Source organism: Vibrio agarilyticus, assembly GCF_012641465.1.
Taxonomy (GTDB): domain Bacteria; phylum Pseudomonadota; class Gammaproteobacteria; order Enterobacterales; family Vibrionaceae; genus Vibrio; species Vibrio agarilyticus.
The window spans coordinates 162206-178777 of record NZ_JABAIK010000010.1 but is presented as its reverse complement, the minus strand read 5'-3'; the positions used below and the strand labels follow the sequence as shown (position 1 = coordinate 178777).

Here is a 16572-nt window from a genome sequence, read left to right as displayed (position 1 = left end):
GATGTCACCGAGAGAGTACCGAGCTCTTAAAGTGGCGAGTTAAACTGTCCGTTTTAGTGGGGGCAACTACATTTTCAAGCGTGTTCATCTTCGCGATGAGACTTTTTACAATTTCATATTGCAATTTGGTTTTATCAATTTCATTACACGTCTCTTCCGTCAAATAAACATCAGAAAGTTTCAATTGATCAAAATTGATATCTTGCAGCGTTTGATTCGTTTGGTTTAATTTTTTACTTTTTTGATAAAGCCCTAATAACGGCTCCACAAACAAATTAAAACTGTCAATCAATACAGGTTCAAACGCGTATTTAACCTCACTTCGATTCAGTGGCGTATCATGAAAGCCAAGTCCAAACGCTTGAATGTAATAGTGGCCATTTTCGATGCCATCAGGCAGATGCTCCTGGTTAAACACCATCTGACCAAATTGACCCGGTGACAATAGCAAACCACCAAACACACCATAGGTTGGCTCACTAGACTCACCAAACTGATTATCTTGTGATACGTGAGGTTTGAGAGTGGTAAAATCCAGTACATCACCGGTTTCTGACAAATCTTCTCTGACAATAACCGAGATATGACGGTAGGCTCCATTTGAAATAACCACCGCCAGTTTATCTTGTTCACGGTCAAAATCTTGCACCTGATAAAACTGCGCAAGTTCATCATCCAGCACTTGCGCTTCGATATATGTCGACCGTATTGCTCCATTACTATTGAAGTCATCATACTCAATTCGCGCAAAATGAGTCTCACTGACATCATCATTTAATATTTGAAAGCCAGAAGAAAACGCCGCAGATACGCTGTTTAATGTTTTAACCACGGATTTGGCCGTTATGGCTATCTTTTCAGCAAGCTCTTGATTGTCTGGCGACATCCAAGCAGCCCCGTGCTCCTCAATCAAGTTGTCAATGTATTGTGCCAAGGCAATCACATTTGAATTTTGCCCAAGGGCAAAATCACTATTCGAATCCGTTTTAACCAGTAAAGCGATTTCGGGAATGTGCTTTAGCAGCCCAATAGCCGTCGATAATGAGTTGACCTCGACCTCTTGGTTATTGTCACTTGGCATCGCGAAGTAGACGATATCCTCCCCTTGATGAGCCAGCAGCACAGCCGGTAAAACCTCACCCAGACCATTTGGTAGTTCATCAAGGAGATATTCATCATTATCTATCGAAACTTTGGTCTCATTTGCGGCGATCGATTGAGGCAATGTCACGCTATAGCGGTCAAAATTACTGCCTCCAGCGCCACTAGAACTGCTGTCACCTTTGCTGTCACCATCACCACCACAACTTTGCACAGCAATGCTCGCGGCCAATAACATCCAATGTCGACGGGTTAACTCTCTCATCATTTGCCTCAACTCATGCTCCAACTTGGTTAAGTTATGATGAGTTTAAGCGTCAACACTAATATGCATCATTATTAATATTTTGATTCTTTACTTTAGGACGAAGTATTAAAAATGAGTCACGATTTCTGAAAAATCAGTCGAGATGAGATGGAAGGCGCTGAATAGAATTAATGTTTGTAAAATCGCTTACAATCAGACAGTTAAGCAAGAGGGCTCTCCAGTTGTCGCGCAAGGTAAACTACTGGCAAGTGTATAGAGTTCTGGGGCGTTACCGATGAGTATTTGACGTGCCAGAAACAACAAAGCCCCGACTTTCGTCGAGGCTCTGTTTTTAAATTTGGTACCGGTGGGCGGACTTGAACCGCCACTCCCGAAGGAAACGGATTTTGAATCCCTGATCGCTACGCTAAATCCGTGTATAAACAATCAGTTGAAGTCATTTTCACACCAGAATTCATGGTAACTTTCTGGCATGAAATGCTCTAACCAATCTGCGCAATAGAACCACATACAACCATCTCGTTTGAGCATAGTTCGCCAAATAACTCTTGACTTAAGACACTTTAGAATCAGCTTTTATCAATCTATATAAATCATAGTGTTACGATAAAATGGAAACGGATTTTGAATCCCTGATCGCTACGCTAAATCCGTGTATAAACAATCCATTGAGGTCATTTTCACACCAGAATTCATAGTAACTTTTTGGCATGAAGTGCATTGACTAATCTGTGCAATAGAACCACACACAACCATCTCGTTTGACCATAGTTCGCCAAGAATTTCTCAGCGAACTTGCTATCTCAGATGTAAGTATGATGTCTTTTTACAGATTTTCCCCATCGTCATACTGTCTAGAATACTCTCTCAGTATCGATGCCCAACTAGACAAACTACTAGCTCGTCTAGCGACGCTTGTGCGTTTCAAACCTCGAACACGTTCTTTTACAAATTGCTCTGCCGATTCTGGTTCTAGGTCTCTGATACTAGTTACTCCGGCCCACTTCATCCATGCCCAACCAAAATCACTCGACTCAAACCTTTCAGCAAGATACTGATATTGAGCAGTCCTATTATTTTTTTGAGCTAATACTCTTCCAGCTATCGTAACCGTATTGCTAGAACTTAATAACCCTAAGCATTGAGCCGCATTTGTATGGTAAGCTACTTGTCGCTGAGATGTAATGCCATTAATAAGCTCATGTTGCAACTCCCCGCCATCAACTCGATGAATTACAATATCGATAACTCGATCTAAACAGTTTGCCTGTGGCACTTTAGATGAATCTACGTAATTTTTTACGTTTCTTTCAAGCTTTTGTATGATAGGCAACAAACTAGCTGAACTGATTTTAATTGGCTTTTTAAGCGTATCTGATGTCTTCGACTTCAGTGTTAATTCCAATTTATCCAAATTAACAATATCTAAAAGGTCTTTCAATCGGAATGGGTCGACTTCAAGCTCTTCTAATTTTTTTTCTATTGAATCTTTATCAGAAAGAATCGAATTTAATAGCTCTATTGCAACCGCAGCTCGCTCTTGATTACTAGAGCCTAACTTCACATCAAAAGAACCATATTTAGCGGAATAAGGATATATACTTGGATTTTTATTTTTCCCATCTTTCATTAGAAGCTTAATTATATCGCCAAAAGCTCCCAACACCTTAGCTACAACATTATCGCTAGGTGAGCTTTTATTGTCTCTCTTAGCAATACGCAAGTTAAAATCCCAGCTAGATTCAGGAGCTATAGACTGGATTTCATCCAACTCAATTGAAAAATCTTTTGGCGGAAAATTTACGTTCTTCCTTTCATCGACATTCAAAAGTTCAATTGTCGTTTTTCCTGCATCTTTTTTTATAAAGGTGGACACTAATAATAACTGCTTTGATTCAGAGAAAGCTTTATGAACGCTGTATTCTTCTCGCAACAACTCATCCAAGATTTTTTGAGACACTGGCATATAAATCCACTTAGTCTCAGTGCCGTCATTATAGTCCCCACTCCAATAAACAAGGTATAATCTATCTAACTCATCTTTTACCGAGAAAAATTTAGGTCCAAAGAAGTCATCGTAAATTTCAAAGAACTTTAGACGTCCAAGAAAGGTATCGTTAGGTAACACACTCATCACTCTACAACCTCTTCTTTAATATGCTTATGAGGCTCTGCCCCCTCTTGAACCCACAATGTCACATGCCCATCAAGTGCTAATTCAGCTGGAATAACACCCAGTTCCGGACATAGATTTCCACTAACAGTTTGCCAAGCACCAAATTGCTCTGGGAAAGGATAGTTCTTAGCAATTCTCTTTATCTTAGATAACTTCGACCAAAATGACACGCCATAAGACTTAGGTATATCTTTTGTCCGATAAACATAACCTGGCTTCTCATCTCTATGTCGCTGGAAGTCTTGTTCTGTTGGCGGGAACGTACGAACTAAGCGGTAAACTTTCCCCTGAGCGGGAACGACATCACAGATTTCAGGTATACCCTCAGGAAAATCAGCTGGCCACTTGTAGTTTAGATTATCAGTCATAGTTTACCATACATCTTTCGCACACCATCGTGCATTTAACCTAGCCAAATTAATAAGATAGGACGTTATCCTATCATGCAACTCATGGTATTCTATAGAAATTTATGACCGTGAATTTCACAGTTTTTCAAGCTAGGAGAGTCAAGTGACAACCTCAGACAATGGTTCCGATGACACAAACAACCCGAAAAGAAGCAAACTATCCCTTCTTGTGCCGCCATACATTCTGTTTTACTCAACCGCGTCGCTCTGGTTGACTATCGATGGGTTGTTATCAAATTTCTCATCACTTACGCCTCTGTGGGATACAACAAGTGACATATCGCCTTTAATTACATCAATGATGTTTACTATGATTGGCTCGCTGTTAGGCTGTTCAATCTTAGGCATAATTTCATTTCATCGATATTTTGCTATTGAAAAGTCTTTTGATGCTGACCACATCTGGGGGTTTATATTCGCGCCGCTTCTATCTTTAATAGTTGGGGTTCTTATATACGCAATACTACAAAGTGGCTTATTCGTCTTATCAGGTGATATGGCTAGCGAAACTGACCCTAGTAGTGCATCACTTGGCTACTTAGCTATCGGTGGTATAGCTGGTTATAACTGGGACGTGTTTGTAAAAAAACTTGAAGAGTTATCCAAGAATATCATGAATACAAAATAGCCACGTGCAAACCATTTGGCACACCTACTATCGGCCCCATACCTACCGTTGAATCACATGATAGGCATGACAGGCCATTTACTGCCCAAAGTGGACGTTTTCCCTAAAAAAGAATTTAAATTAGGGTTGGTGTCCACTTCGCGCTGTTGCTGGTCAATCCTCAAGCTTATCTTGAGCAAATGCCTCGCCCCATTGACCCCCACCTAGCTCTGCATCTTCCACATGGCCAAACTTATCGTTAAAAAGAAGCTTGGCGTGAAGTACATGCTCTTGTCTCTTTGCTGCAATCTGTTCGGCGGTCAACTGTTTGTATTGCTTAAGACTCTTCTGCTCGCGAGTCCATTTGTTATTCAACGCAGTTGCCTTTTCTTCAATCCAGTTATCTTTGCGTACAGCATCTTGCTCTATAGGCAGCGCGTCGGTCACAACTTTGTATCCTGCACCGATGAGCTCTTGTTTCATACTCTCCACATAGGCAAACAACGCCCCAAATGGCAACCCTGTTGCCTCGCATAACGTGTGTAGCTGAGCAATGTTGAATACCGAACTACCACTTTCAAGACGCGAGTAAAAGGCACTTTTCACGCCGAGTATCTCTGCGTATTCGGCTTGTTTGGTACTGGTTTTGATCTGCTTCGTTTGGCCCAAAGCCAATACAAAGTCTGTTCCATATACTCTTAAATCTTTCACCGCCTCTGCAATCAGCGTAAAGATACTGACTTGTTTCTTCATTTCTACCTGCCCTAACTCGCACTGATATGTGAAATTTATACTGTGAAGTAAAATTTTTCAATTAATTCTTGACGAATTCTTCGGTATGAATGTAATCTCCACTCAATTGAAAAACTTTACTTTAACGTTAACTTTTCGAGGTGCATTATGAATACTACACAAAATACACACAGTGATGAAGAATACTCTTTAGAAGACATGATGGCTGGTGCTGTCCCTGCTGAGACACCAACCACAAGCCGCCCAACCATGTTATTCAGTCTCCGCCTAAGCGAAGAACCTACTGTGATCTCATTTGTCTCTAACTCTTTTGTTAAGAGTGCTTTTCACTATTTAGAGACACCAGATCTAAAAGGCTACTTCAAATGTAACGGAAATGGTTGCGTGCTATGCGAAGCCGAAATAAAGCGTGACTATCGCTTCTTAACTCCTGTGTACAACCTGTTTGAGCAGCGTATGGAGGTGCTCGCCATTCCAACGGCAAACAAACCGACCTCGTTGCTCCCATTATTAAAGCCACTATTTGGCCAAGCGGGTCTAGCCATCAGTATCACGAAAAACGGATACCAATACAGTGTTTCATCGAAACAGCTGCCGACTGGTTTAGCTCTTGATCAAGACACCATCGAGTCTTTTCAACAGGGGCTGGATACCAAGTCATTTGCTCTGAGTGATATTTATCAGACCGCGACCAATGAAGAATTTGAGGCGCTTCCTAACATCAAGACCCGCCTCGCATTCAAGCGGGCAGCATAATGGTCATGACTACACAACTCATTAGCGGGGCCATGCGCCTCGCTAACTTTAGGCATGAAAACAGTGCTGAGGTTATTCTTCAGCATTGCCTAGAGCACCAGAACGTTGTCGTCAACTGGCAAGTCGGCGTCGGCAAGTCCCATAACATGGATCAAGTGACTGAAACGGCGATTCTCTCAGGCACTTACGATCTTGTAATTGTGATGACCCCTACTCGCAGCATTATCGATGAGCGTAAATTTATAACAAACCCACCAGAAGATATTGAAGTCATCAATATCCGCCCTCGCCCTACTGAACTATGTGGTAAAGAGCGCAATCAAGCATGGGAAAAATATGAAGCACGGAACCTTGCTCAATTAGGCAAGCGGCACTGCTGTGAGTTGTGCCCTAGGCGCTCTGAATGTTTCTGGCCTAGCCAATACGGTAAAGATCTACAAGGCAAACAGGTAGTGTTCGCAGCTCAAGCGCACCTTGAGCATAACCCGTACTTTATTGCTCATATAAGGCAAATGACTTCATCGGAGAAAGTGCTGGTCATATTTGATGAGGCGAATGTCAGCCTAGCCGATTACAGTCGCATCATTACGTTAGACTCTATCCATCAGTTAATTGATGCAACGAAACGTTCCGATGTGTCCAAAAAACGCAAAGCCGAAATTGCCCATTACTTAGGCTGTTTGATCTGTGCGCCAAACGAGGACTTACAAGATGCCCATGCTTGGGCTTTCCCTCGCCTTAGTACTAACGAAATGTCTCAGATCTTGACCTGTGGTGATGAACTATTTGGTGAGTCATTTCACAACATCATTTACGACTTACAAGCCTTTGGTTCTTCCAGCGCTGAGTCTCGTGAAAAATTACCGAATGGCGATATCCGCTTTCCCGCATCTCCGTTTACTTCCGGGAGTAATGTGCTGCTCTACAGTGGCACCACTCATCTATCCATTTTAAAGATGCGGCTAGGTATCGATTTCTATTCGCCATACGACAACTACGAATTTAAAGGCGAGGGAACAACATGGTTGAACCTTGCTTCATCGATAGGAGCCAGCACTAATTTCAAAAAGAATGCCCCACAAATACTGGATGTCTTCTTACAGCTAACTGTACAGCGAATCCAGTCAGGCAAGCGTGTTCTACTGGTGTCAAAAAAAGATCACGTTGATTTCTGCATTGAAGCACTAAACCAACTGCTGGTAGAGCAAAATGTTAATGATATCCGTGTGGTACATGGCGAAAATTATGCGGAAAGCTCAGATTTGACTTTAGTTCCTGTCATTCACTATGGCGTTATCGGCATCAATCAATATGAAGGGTTCGACTGCTGTTACTGCCTCAATAGTTATTACGTCACCGAGAAAATCCTCAGCGATTCGATTCAAGGGTTGCGTGCAAACAATGAGCGTATTGAAGTTACGATTTCCCACTCGAAAAAGCCGCGTCGTCGCCATGGCGTCGTATCAGAACAACATCGTTTCACCGATGTTGCCGAAGTCGCAGACCCAATGTTGCAAACACTTGAGATGGGAACAGTGGTCCAAGCTGTTGGTCGCGTGCGTCCATTTACCAATAGTCGTGAAATCATTACGTTCCAGAACAATGATGCTCTAGCGACGACCTATGACAAAGAGTTCTCTAACTTGGCGGAATTGCGCAATCACTTCGGATTAGCACCCAAACGCACACGTAGCAGCAATTCTAAAGCGGATAATATTAGAGCTCTCAGCGCTAAAAACCTCAAACAAACTGAAATAGCGAAGCAGTTGGGTATCAGTGCTCGACAAGTGCGCCGCTATTTACATCAAACCGCCGCCTAACTTCATTAATTTGGGCGTGATAATTCGCCCTTTCCGAGGATTAGAACCATGAATTTACTTCAGGGAATTGAGCAGTACTTTGCCCCAACTAAAAACAAAAAGGTATCAACCATAGTTCTACCTAAAAGCCCTAACTTTACCAGTGGAAAAACTACGCAGATCAATACGCAGCAGGGGCTATGTGACTTTATCGACCTAGCATTACAACTGCCTCTCAGTCATGTCGGTATTGAGTGCAAACATATTTACGGCACATCTCACGTAACCTTGCCCAATGATTACGACAAATATGATATCTCTGCAATTCAGCCAACTGAACTGTGTCTAACTCTCTGCACTGGCGATGTAACGTCAGTAGAGCAGCATACCTTTATCATTAACTTGGCGTCAGATATTGAAGCTCGCCAACTACAAACCCTATTTGACTTGCCAGTCACTTTTATCTCTTACGATGCTAACAAGCTGCTGCATTGCCTTTGGGCTTTAGAGCTTAAAGAGCCCAGGCATATCTGGGACATACTGATTGCAGAAAAGGCTCGCTACCTTGGGCTGCACCAGTTCGATAAACGCCAAGAGTTTGATGGCCTAGTGGCCAAAATCGAGGCTAAAGATAGCTTTGCTTCTGAGCGCGGTAATTTCTATAGCCTAAAAGCGACTGCTGCTCGTTATGGCGTGGAGTTCTCATTGGCAGAGCAAAGCGGAACATTGTGCGAGAAAGTTGCTCAATTATACATGCCGCAAGTCCAAGCGACCGTTATGCAAGGTATTCACGGCCATTTAATTGAAGTGGAAATGCCTTGGATTGTTACCAATGCGGCAATGGAGAAAAATGGTCTCCTTGTATCTCGCGAGCAATGTGAAAAAATTCTCATTGGAACGAAAGAAAAGCTCGCTCAATGGCAAGCAGAACTTGAAGCCTATGGACTAATCAACCCAAACAGTCATGATGAAAAAATTACTTTCTTCAATTCGCTTGGCTTGCTGCATCACTTTAAAGAAGGTAACGATTATCGCTTTGAACGTGGGATATTAAGCGCTAACTATGACTTGCACCCAGCAGTGAAATTGTTAGCTAAGTACTCAAATATGGCATCAATTTCTAAAGACATCACTTTTCAGCCGGGACTTGTCGGCGCTGATGGCCGCATCCATCCAGTACACAAGCACCTAGATACCGTAACGGGCCGTCAAGCGACAATGGCACCCAACATTTTTGGCCTACCTGCTGTACTTCGGCCTATCGTAGTTGCGCCAGAATGTTATGGCATTGGTGAGGTGGACTTGGCTCAGATTGAAGTGGCTATTACCGCAGCTGTCTACAACGATGCCAATTTGATTGAGAAGTACAACGCTGGTGACTTGTACTCCGCATTAGCTCAAGAATTTTACCAAGGCGAGTTGCCAGAAGAACATACGCATTGCTCGCTAGTTATGTTCAAAGAACACCACGCAGATAAGCGCCATGTTATGAAGCAATGCACTCTAGGTCTAATTTACGGCATCACCGCCTTTGGATTGGCTAAAAAGCTCAAAGTATCAGAGTTCAAAGCAAGGCAACTCATGGACGAGTTTCTAGCCATGTTCCCTACTTTGGAAAAAGCCATGCATACAGCGCCTCAATACGGCGCGATTCGGGGTTATGTAAGCACAGCTACCGGACTGCAACGACAGCGCACCGAAAATGCCGAACGCAATCGCAGCGAGAAAAACTGGATGATTAATATGCCAGTTCAAGGAACCGCTGCTGCGCTGTTTAAAATGGCAGGCAACCGCCTACATCAGCTATACAAGCGCTATGATGCTAAACTGATTGTTGCCCTGCATGACGCCTTTGTATTTGAGGCACCACTAGACAAGCTAGACGAAGTGGCCGCACTCACCTCTCAAGTCATGATTCAAGTGATCCAAGAAAAATATCCACAGCTCAACATTCGCACAGATATCAACGTCACATCGCCCAATTGTTGGAATAAAGACGGCAACGCAGCCAGTATTGATGGCTGGCTGAGCAGGTAACAAAGTGGACGCCAAGCCTATATAGAATTTCTAATTAGGCTCCATGTCCACCTCGCCGACATTTGAGGGCACGATACACATAGCGTGTATCATACTTTCTTAGTTAGCACCGACTTTACGGAACCAACGAGTTATGTATTTCGAGAACTGTTTGCGGCCAAATGAGTTATGACCATTCTTCTGAGCTAAGTCGTTCCTAAAGCAGGATCGAACATAGTTCCTCAGATATGTCGATTCAGCCATTGGTCCGTATGATTTTTCATATTGGCAGATGCTATCATCTAGTACCTCTAGGTATGACTGCATGTTGCCTGTTTTCAATTCAGCGGTGTTTTTCTCAATGATTTTCTCGAAGTTTTTCATTTTTATTGCTCCATCTATTTCTACAAGTTAGTTCCCCTTGCCAACCGTGCAGGGTTATTAATTTGTTAGAAAAAGAATGAAAAACTTAGATGAGCTTAAAGGGCTCTTTGTTACCTACTAGGCAACGTGCGGATCTACTGGGGCTTATTACTGTCGAAAAAAAGTAGAGACGTCCCATCCCTACTTTTCACACATCGATGTTAATCACCCAGAACTTCATCAATGACCAAGCCGAGTGCAAAACCAGCAACCGCCCCACTTATCAAACCCCAGGGCCCAAAGCGTGCGCCAAGCGTACCAAATAACTGAGCTGCTTTCAGTCCAGTATCCCTTTTAGACTTCGGTAACTGTGTTGGCCTGGGGTAACATGCACTTCCTCGTTTCTTCATTTTTATCTCCTATTTTGCAGACATGAAAAAGGGCGAGTTGCACGGTATTCCAATCGTTGTGTGGTGAGAATGGTTTGATTTTTTTATTTAGTGACTAAATACAACGCTGAATGAATAAAAAATAAATTTTATTATAAACATAAGGTTTTCCTTGTAGAGCCTCCCCCCACTTAACAGCGGGTTTCTTTCAATAATGAAAGGCAAGGGTTTCAAATAATTTAGAAACCCTTTTATTTATAAATAACACTCGCATAAATATGCGATTTTGCAATGAATTATTTTCAGGTAAATTCTTATGAGTTTTTTAATTGCAAATTCTACATCATGCATAACATGTCAATGTTGCATTTATAGAGTCATGCCTAGGAATTTTTTAGAACGAAACATAACAAGGCGCAATCAAAAAAAATATGCTTGCACACAATGCGGTGAAATTAAATTTGTAAAAATGCCATATAAAATCAGATAAATAATATCAATATCCTATAAAAACAAAAGAGCCACACATTAAAAAATATCATGAAATGTATGACTCATCTGTATATTAAATAAACCATTTAAATTATAATCGACTCTTCCTATACTCCGATGGAGTCATTCCATATTTTGCTCTAAATTTCTTTGAGAAGTAAGATCCAGAGTTAAATCCCGAGTTATAACAAACTTCTCCTATTGCAAGATTTGTTCTTTTTAACAACCCTCTAGAGTACTCAAGCCTTATATCATCAACAAAATCAATTAACAGTATACCTTCTTTTCTTAATGCTCGATAAAGCGTTGACTGAGACATATAAAGAACTGCTCCAAGACGCGAATAAGTCCATTTTTCTGTCACATTAGACAATACTACATTTCTTAACTTTGCCTTAAATTTAGAATCCTTGGCCCCATCTAGAATTCTTTTCTGAACCACATGAGATATATAAAAATCAAGTGCCTTAGGTATATAATCATCATTTGACTTAATCAGAGACATCGCTTTTAAATACGATGATATATCTGAAAAAAAATCATTATGAAATGCACCCCTGCACTTATACAACCTAATTTTTAGATTGGATGATAATTCACCAAAAACAAAAACTCTGATAATTTCATTCTTAGGAAGGAATATTATCTCACCCTCAGAGAATTTAATTAAATTTCTTTTATGAGACAAATAACCACAGCAAGAAAAAGATATTATATGATTACGCCGAAATTTGGCCAGATAAAAATTAGACGACCCACCCCTCAGGTTCAATTCCTTTGAATTTATTTCCATAATTAATCTCATTCACTTTATTACTTGAGTCACTCCAATTGACAGGATATGAAAAATAATATCCCTGACAACCCGCACCAATAGATTTAATTAATTTAGCTTGATACGATGTCTCTATTCCTTCAAATATTAACCCTTTCTTAGTGAATGGTGACAAAACTATATTTAAAGCTTTTACCGATAGTGGTTCATTATCATTGTGAAATAAAAATGACTTATCAATTTTTATCACATCCCAGAGAATAATCCCCAATGTCAAATTAGCTTGCTTGTTATTATAGTGATAATCGTCGAGCCAAATCTCCACTCCGTTAGCCTGGAGAAGACTTATGTTATTTTTTATTTCTTGAGAATCTGTAAAACAGTTTAATTCATTAATTTCAAGCGCAACAAAGTTAGAACCAATATCAATAATATCACTAACAAAATTTTCGTCTGACAAGCAACTAACATTTATGTTAATTGACACTTTTTCTTTAAAACCATAACTCCTCGCCGCCTTTATTTGATAAATTGCCATTTTTTTTATGAATTCATCATCAATTTTCTCAAAAAAGTCTTGACTATCATATCGCTCACCAGCCTGTCCAGTCACTCTTGACAAAATCTCATAGCAAGTTATTTCATTGCGTTTCGGTGAGTATATTGGTTGATATAGAAAATCAAAAATGGCGTATGTATCTGAATTCTCGACTATAACACCACCATCAACCCCAACGAAATTATACATTTCTTCCTCCTTTAAGAGTATTTGCGATGTTTTTTGTTAACTGTATTCAAATTTACAGAATTATATAACGAACATATACCATAGATTCATTTTCGCGATGATATTGATTGTTTTTTTTCATAACGCCAAATAATTATCCATTAAATTATCACTGTTATTCCAATTGGAAATATCGCAAACAGAAATGCATAAACAAAATTAATCATAATGAAAGAAAATGACAATCGATAAAAAAAATATGTCGTCGCAAAAACAAAAGCATGCTCACATGATTGCACCCATTTTCTATGCGATTAGATATCTGTAATATTTGAACTGTTTTTTATACTCTTAGTTATTAATTTTAATTAACATGTACTCAACAATCACTCACACACATATATATATGGCAAAGTTAATTATCGAATCTGATCCCTGCACATCATGTAAGTGCGTAACCTATCAATTAATTAAACGAAACTTTATCGAAAAATTAATCACAAAAAGAAAATATATAAAGTATCAATGTGTGGACTGCGGAAAAATGTACTTTACTCCGGGGAGATGCATCAATTAAAATCATATTTAATTTCATAAAGGTTACAATTAACAACCTAGTAAAAATGAAAGCAATAAATAGAATAGGCGTAGAACGCCTACTCAATTATTCTTTATTAAGATTTACCAAGCACACCACCTATAATACAAAACATCATAACACAGACAGGAGTAGCTAGGGGATGTGGGATCTTGGAGCCAATCATTGCTCCAATTAAACATCCACGTCTAGCCCCCTCAAGACTCAAATCAACCTCATATTTATGTGGATTCTTAGTGTCTAATCCATTATTAAATATTGAATTTTTTTTCATATTAATCCTTTATATTTCATTTTCTAGTGCTGTTTGAAAGATCTTCGCCGCATTACGGTGCGTTAATTTTTACACTGTTAAAATGCAATTCACGTTCTTTCTATTCATAATTAATCGTTATCGTCACTGTCTTCATCATCGTCTTCCCACAGCTCATGCCAGTTCATACCCAGCTCGTTGAGCGCTTCTTCTTCGGTATAACCGTTTTCATTCATGCACTGCTCTACGTCAGCGTTTAACTTAGGCATGATTATGAACACTTCTTGCAGTAGTTCTGGGTTACTTGCTTGCATGAATTACAGACCCATTGCCCACATCGACTGCATGAGGTTCCCCCCATCACATCTGTTTTTTTACGGCATTTATGGCAAGTCCAACGTTTCATCATTTTTTATTTTTCCTTATTTAGATCAGTTGCATCGCAACACTGGTGAGATTATTTACCGACACTCGGACAGCTTGTGTCCTCTCATTCGGCAATTTTGTTTAAGTAGAGAAAACCCAGAAGCAATAAGGCTTATAAAACCTATGCCAGTTCTGGGTGCTTAACGTTTTCATTCATTTAAAAATCAAACGGACGCAACCTGTCCAAGCCGACCGTTACGATGTAGAAATGAGTGATAAGAGTGAAAAGTTAGCCTTTCGATTAAGTGACATCCTGACCCGTTTATTCATGGGTGAGGTGCTTTCTATCGAGCAGCTAATGAGGGATTATCAGGTCAGTGAAAAGACCCTACGTCGTGACTTCAATGAAAGACTCATCAAAGCTCCCATTACGAAATGTGAAGAGGGTTACCGCCTTGCGCCAGTCAGCCGAGTTGCTGTACCGAATATTCAAAAGATAATGAGCGAATCCGGGCTATCGGGAATGGTTCCTAACGGGATCACATTCAGTCGCGCATATCAAAACCTCCTATTTAAAAACCCACGAACGGAAAATACTGAATCGCTTGATGTGATGTTTAGAACCTTATCGGACGCCATCACTTCAAAGTCCATCATTGACCTTGCTTACCAAGGACAAGTCATCGAATCCGTTCACCCCTACAGACTCGTCAACGACCGTGGACTCTGGTACTTAGCCGCTACCCACTCAGGCATCCTGTATTCGTACAGATTGAGCAAGATTTCGCAGATTTACCGCCGTGAGGATAAATACAAACCTAGCCCTAAAGTTCGAGAGTCCATCACCAGTCAGGGAATGGAATGGTTAACAGCGGAAAAGGCTGATGTCTTATTACAGGTTGATGCGGATATAACGGAGTTTTTTCTTGATGGCATGACGCTGCCTAATCAGCAGATATTAAAACAACTTGAAGACGGCAGTCTGCTCATTAGCTCTCGCGTTACCAAGCTAGGCGACGTGATACCGACGCTCAAGGCTTTGATGCCCAAAATAGAAGTGCTCTCTCCTGTGAGTTTAAAGTTAGAGTTAATACGTGAGCTCAATGCCTCACTGGAAAGGCTATAGTTGAGAAGCGATTTGCAAAAGGTGATAAATGATCGTCGGCATAAAAGTCTTACGCGATTTCACTACACCATAAATTCTCACCTTTTAGCTACATTTTTAAAACAACCTTATTAAGGTGCACTCTTGGTGCTGATATTAAAGCCGATGATTATGGACAAACTCAGGGTAAATCGAGCTTCTGACCCACTCTCTATACCCGCCCTGAAGGAAACACCGTTCTCACTCCCATTGCTCGTTGAAGCAATGGGAGTCACTGATGTCAAAAGCTCAGAACAAACCAACCAGACTGGTTAGAATTAAAATCCACTCCTTGGTTTAAAGCACCATTTCTCTAGCTCCATTGAACTGTTCCCCTCTGAATCCCGACTGCAACGTTTAAGTAAAACGTTGTAGAACGTTACCCAAATGAAAAAGGCCCCCCATCACACCATGACAAACATGGAACAATGGGAAGCCTTAATTTCACTAGGAAGTGACTGGCGAATTTTATGGTGCATACATGGTGCTTTCAACTTGATTGGTTAGCGATGGACTAATCCACCGTGACTTTTATCTCATCGAACACGCCCATCTCGACGTAGCTGAGAAAGTTCGATTCCCACATCGAGTAGAACTCCATTACCTCGCTACTGGTTATCGGCAACTCAGGAACATAAGAAAAGCCCACCGTTCCCGATGAGAAGTTAAAGTCCACCTCTTTAACCAGTTCAGGATATGGACCACCGCAGTAGGCAAAGTCAGTGATGTAATCAAAGATCCACTGGTCGTAAAGTCGAACCAGTCTTATTTCAACTGGGTGCCAACCACCATCTTCAACACTATATGTAGTATCTCGGAAGTTAAACACCACCGATTGGATCATGGGAGTCCATTTGCCTGATTCGCTGATCACTCGGTTTAAAGCATCTTGAAGATCAACACTGACAGGCAGCAGTAATCGCTCAACGTCAAAAGTTAAGGTCATAATAAAGTCTCGTTTAGTTTGCAAGGGGAGCACTCTTGGTCAGTGCTAGGTATGAAAAGCCAGAGCAGGCTTGGTTGGTAAGGATTAATGAATTTTTCAGGGTTATTCTGATTTAGTTTCGTCACTCACTAGAGACAGCAATTCATCACGACGTTGCTCGTAGTCTGGCGCTAGAACATGGAGAAACACCGATTTCTCCGTTGGGATGATAAGATCTAACCCACGACAACAAGCCGCCAAGAAACCAGCATTATTGGCACTGCCACCTTTGAACACTGACTTGAATACAGTGCTCTTAAATGGCTTATCAGTCTGCCCGTTTAGTACAGTGAATATATCTTCAAGCGCGATCCATTCCTTAGAGTGAAGGCCGCCTCCCTCATTACCAGAAAGACGGATAAACAACGCTTTTAGATCATCATGCTCCGAAACCTCATAGAACACATGGTTTGTTGTTTTCGGTGATAACTTTTTCGCTTTGCCATCGAATACGATATTAGTGAAATGATCGACTGGCAGTTCCTCCGCAACTGTTACTTGTTCATTGCCCTCTGCGATTTCAGGTTGAACCACTTCTTGTTGTTGGTTTGGTTTACGTGCCATAGGACACCTCCTTTAAGATGGAATTGTTCA

General features: G+C 40.9%; 16 protein-coding genes. 5 read left to right on the top strand and 11 right to left on the bottom strand.

What is annotated here, in order from left to right:
- Positions 1-4: 4 nt before the first annotated feature.
- From HGP28_RS12010 to HGP28_RS12000, 3 genes are all read right to left on the bottom strand, one after another.
- On the bottom strand, positions 5-1369 hold the full coding sequence (locus HGP28_RS12010) for a hypothetical protein (RefSeq protein ID WP_168836711.1): 1365 nt from the start codon (positions 1367-1369) through the stop codon (positions 5-7).
- Between the two features lie 826 nt (positions 1370-2195).
- Entirely contained in the window at positions 2196-3503 is a 1308-nt protein-coding gene (locus HGP28_RS12005) for a DUF6575 domain-containing protein (protein WP_168836710.1), read from the bottom strand.
- A complete protein-coding gene (locus HGP28_RS12000) occupies positions 3503-3913 on the bottom strand; it encodes a hypothetical protein (protein WP_168836709.1) in 411 nt (136 codons plus the stop codon). The genes HGP28_RS12005 and HGP28_RS12000 overlap by 1 nt, the downstream gene beginning before the upstream one ends.
- Positions 3914-4058: 145 nt before the next feature.
- Here HGP28_RS12000 and HGP28_RS11995 point away from each other — a divergent pair, with 145 nt between their 5' ends.
- Positions 4059-4583 carry a hypothetical protein gene (locus tag HGP28_RS11995; protein WP_168836708.1) on the top strand — a complete coding sequence of 175 codons (525 nt, stop codon included), beginning with the start codon at positions 4059-4061 and terminating at the stop codon, positions 4581-4583.
- 153 nt (positions 4584-4736) lie between these two features.
- On the opposite strand, the gene HGP28_RS11990 is transcribed toward HGP28_RS11995, so the two are convergent.
- A complete protein-coding gene (locus tag HGP28_RS11990) occupies positions 4737-5315 on the bottom strand; it encodes a helix-turn-helix domain-containing protein (RefSeq protein ID WP_168836707.1) in 579 nt (192 codons plus the stop codon).
- 147 nt (positions 5316-5462) lie between these two features.
- Here HGP28_RS11990 and HGP28_RS11985 point away from each other — a divergent pair, with 147 nt between their 5' ends.
- Genes HGP28_RS11985 through HGP28_RS11975 form a run of 3 tightly spaced genes read left to right on the top strand, consistent with a single transcriptional unit; the run spans position 5463 to position 9907 of the window.
- On the top strand, positions 5463-6071 hold the full coding sequence (locus tag HGP28_RS11985; protein WP_168836706.1) for a hypothetical protein: 609 nt from the start codon (positions 5463-5465) through the stop codon (positions 6069-6071).
- Between the two features lie 5 nt (positions 6072-6076).
- A complete protein-coding gene (locus tag HGP28_RS11980) occupies positions 6077-7891 on the top strand; it encodes a helix-turn-helix domain-containing protein (protein WP_246225693.1) in 1815 nt (604 codons plus the stop codon).
- Positions 7892-7939: 48 nt separating this feature from the next.
- A complete protein-coding gene (locus tag HGP28_RS11975) occupies positions 7940-9907 on the top strand; it encodes a DNA polymerase (protein WP_168836704.1) in 1968 nt (655 codons plus the stop codon).
- 1314 nt (positions 9908-11221) lie between these two features.
- Here the strand turns inward: HGP28_RS11975 and HGP28_RS11970 are convergent.
- The 5 genes from HGP28_RS11970 to HGP28_RS19440 form a co-directional block, all read right to left on the bottom strand.
- Entirely contained in the window at positions 11222-11923 is a 702-nt protein-coding gene (locus HGP28_RS11970) for an AraC family transcriptional regulator (RefSeq protein WP_168836703.1), read from the bottom strand.
- Complete coding sequence (locus tag HGP28_RS11965) at positions 11877-12653, bottom strand: EAL domain-containing protein (protein WP_168836702.1); 777 nt, start codon at positions 12651-12653, stop codon at positions 11877-11879. Before HGP28_RS11965 ends, HGP28_RS11970 begins: the two co-directional genes overlap by 47 nt.
- A gap of 653 nt (positions 12654-13306) precedes the next feature.
- Positions 13307-13504 (bottom strand): hypothetical protein, encoded by a 198-nt coding sequence (locus tag HGP28_RS11960; protein ID WP_168836701.1) that lies wholly within the window; start codon positions 13502-13504, stop codon positions 13307-13309.
- 110 nt (positions 13505-13614) lie between these two features.
- The gene (locus HGP28_RS11955) at positions 13615-13797 is read right to left on the bottom strand and encodes a hypothetical protein (RefSeq protein WP_168836700.1); all 183 of its coding nucleotides are present in this window, start codon (positions 13795-13797) and stop codon (positions 13615-13617) included.
- Positions 13755-13889, bottom strand: a complete 135-nt coding sequence (locus HGP28_RS19440; RefSeq protein ID WP_369333942.1) for a hypothetical protein — start codon at positions 13887-13889, stop codon at positions 13755-13757. Before HGP28_RS19440 ends, HGP28_RS11955 begins: the two co-directional genes overlap by 43 nt.
- Before the next feature lie 228 nt (positions 13890-14117).
- On the opposite strand from HGP28_RS19440, the gene HGP28_RS11950 reads away from it, so the two are divergent.
- A complete protein-coding gene (locus HGP28_RS11950) occupies positions 14118-14975 on the top strand; it encodes a helix-turn-helix transcriptional regulator (protein WP_168836699.1) in 858 nt (285 codons plus the stop codon).
- Positions 14976-15507: 532 nt separating this feature from the next.
- On the opposite strand, the gene HGP28_RS11945 is transcribed toward HGP28_RS11950, so the two are convergent.
- The gene (locus HGP28_RS11945) at positions 15508-15939 is read right to left on the bottom strand and encodes a DUF2787 domain-containing protein (protein ID WP_168836698.1); all 432 of its coding nucleotides are present in this window, start codon (positions 15937-15939) and stop codon (positions 15508-15510) included.
- Between the two features lie 102 nt (positions 15940-16041).
- Positions 16042-16542: a hypothetical protein gene (locus HGP28_RS11940; protein ID WP_168836697.1), complete on the bottom strand. Its 501-nt coding sequence runs from the start codon at positions 16540-16542 to the stop codon at positions 16042-16044.
- Positions 16543-16572 lie beyond the last annotated feature (30 nt).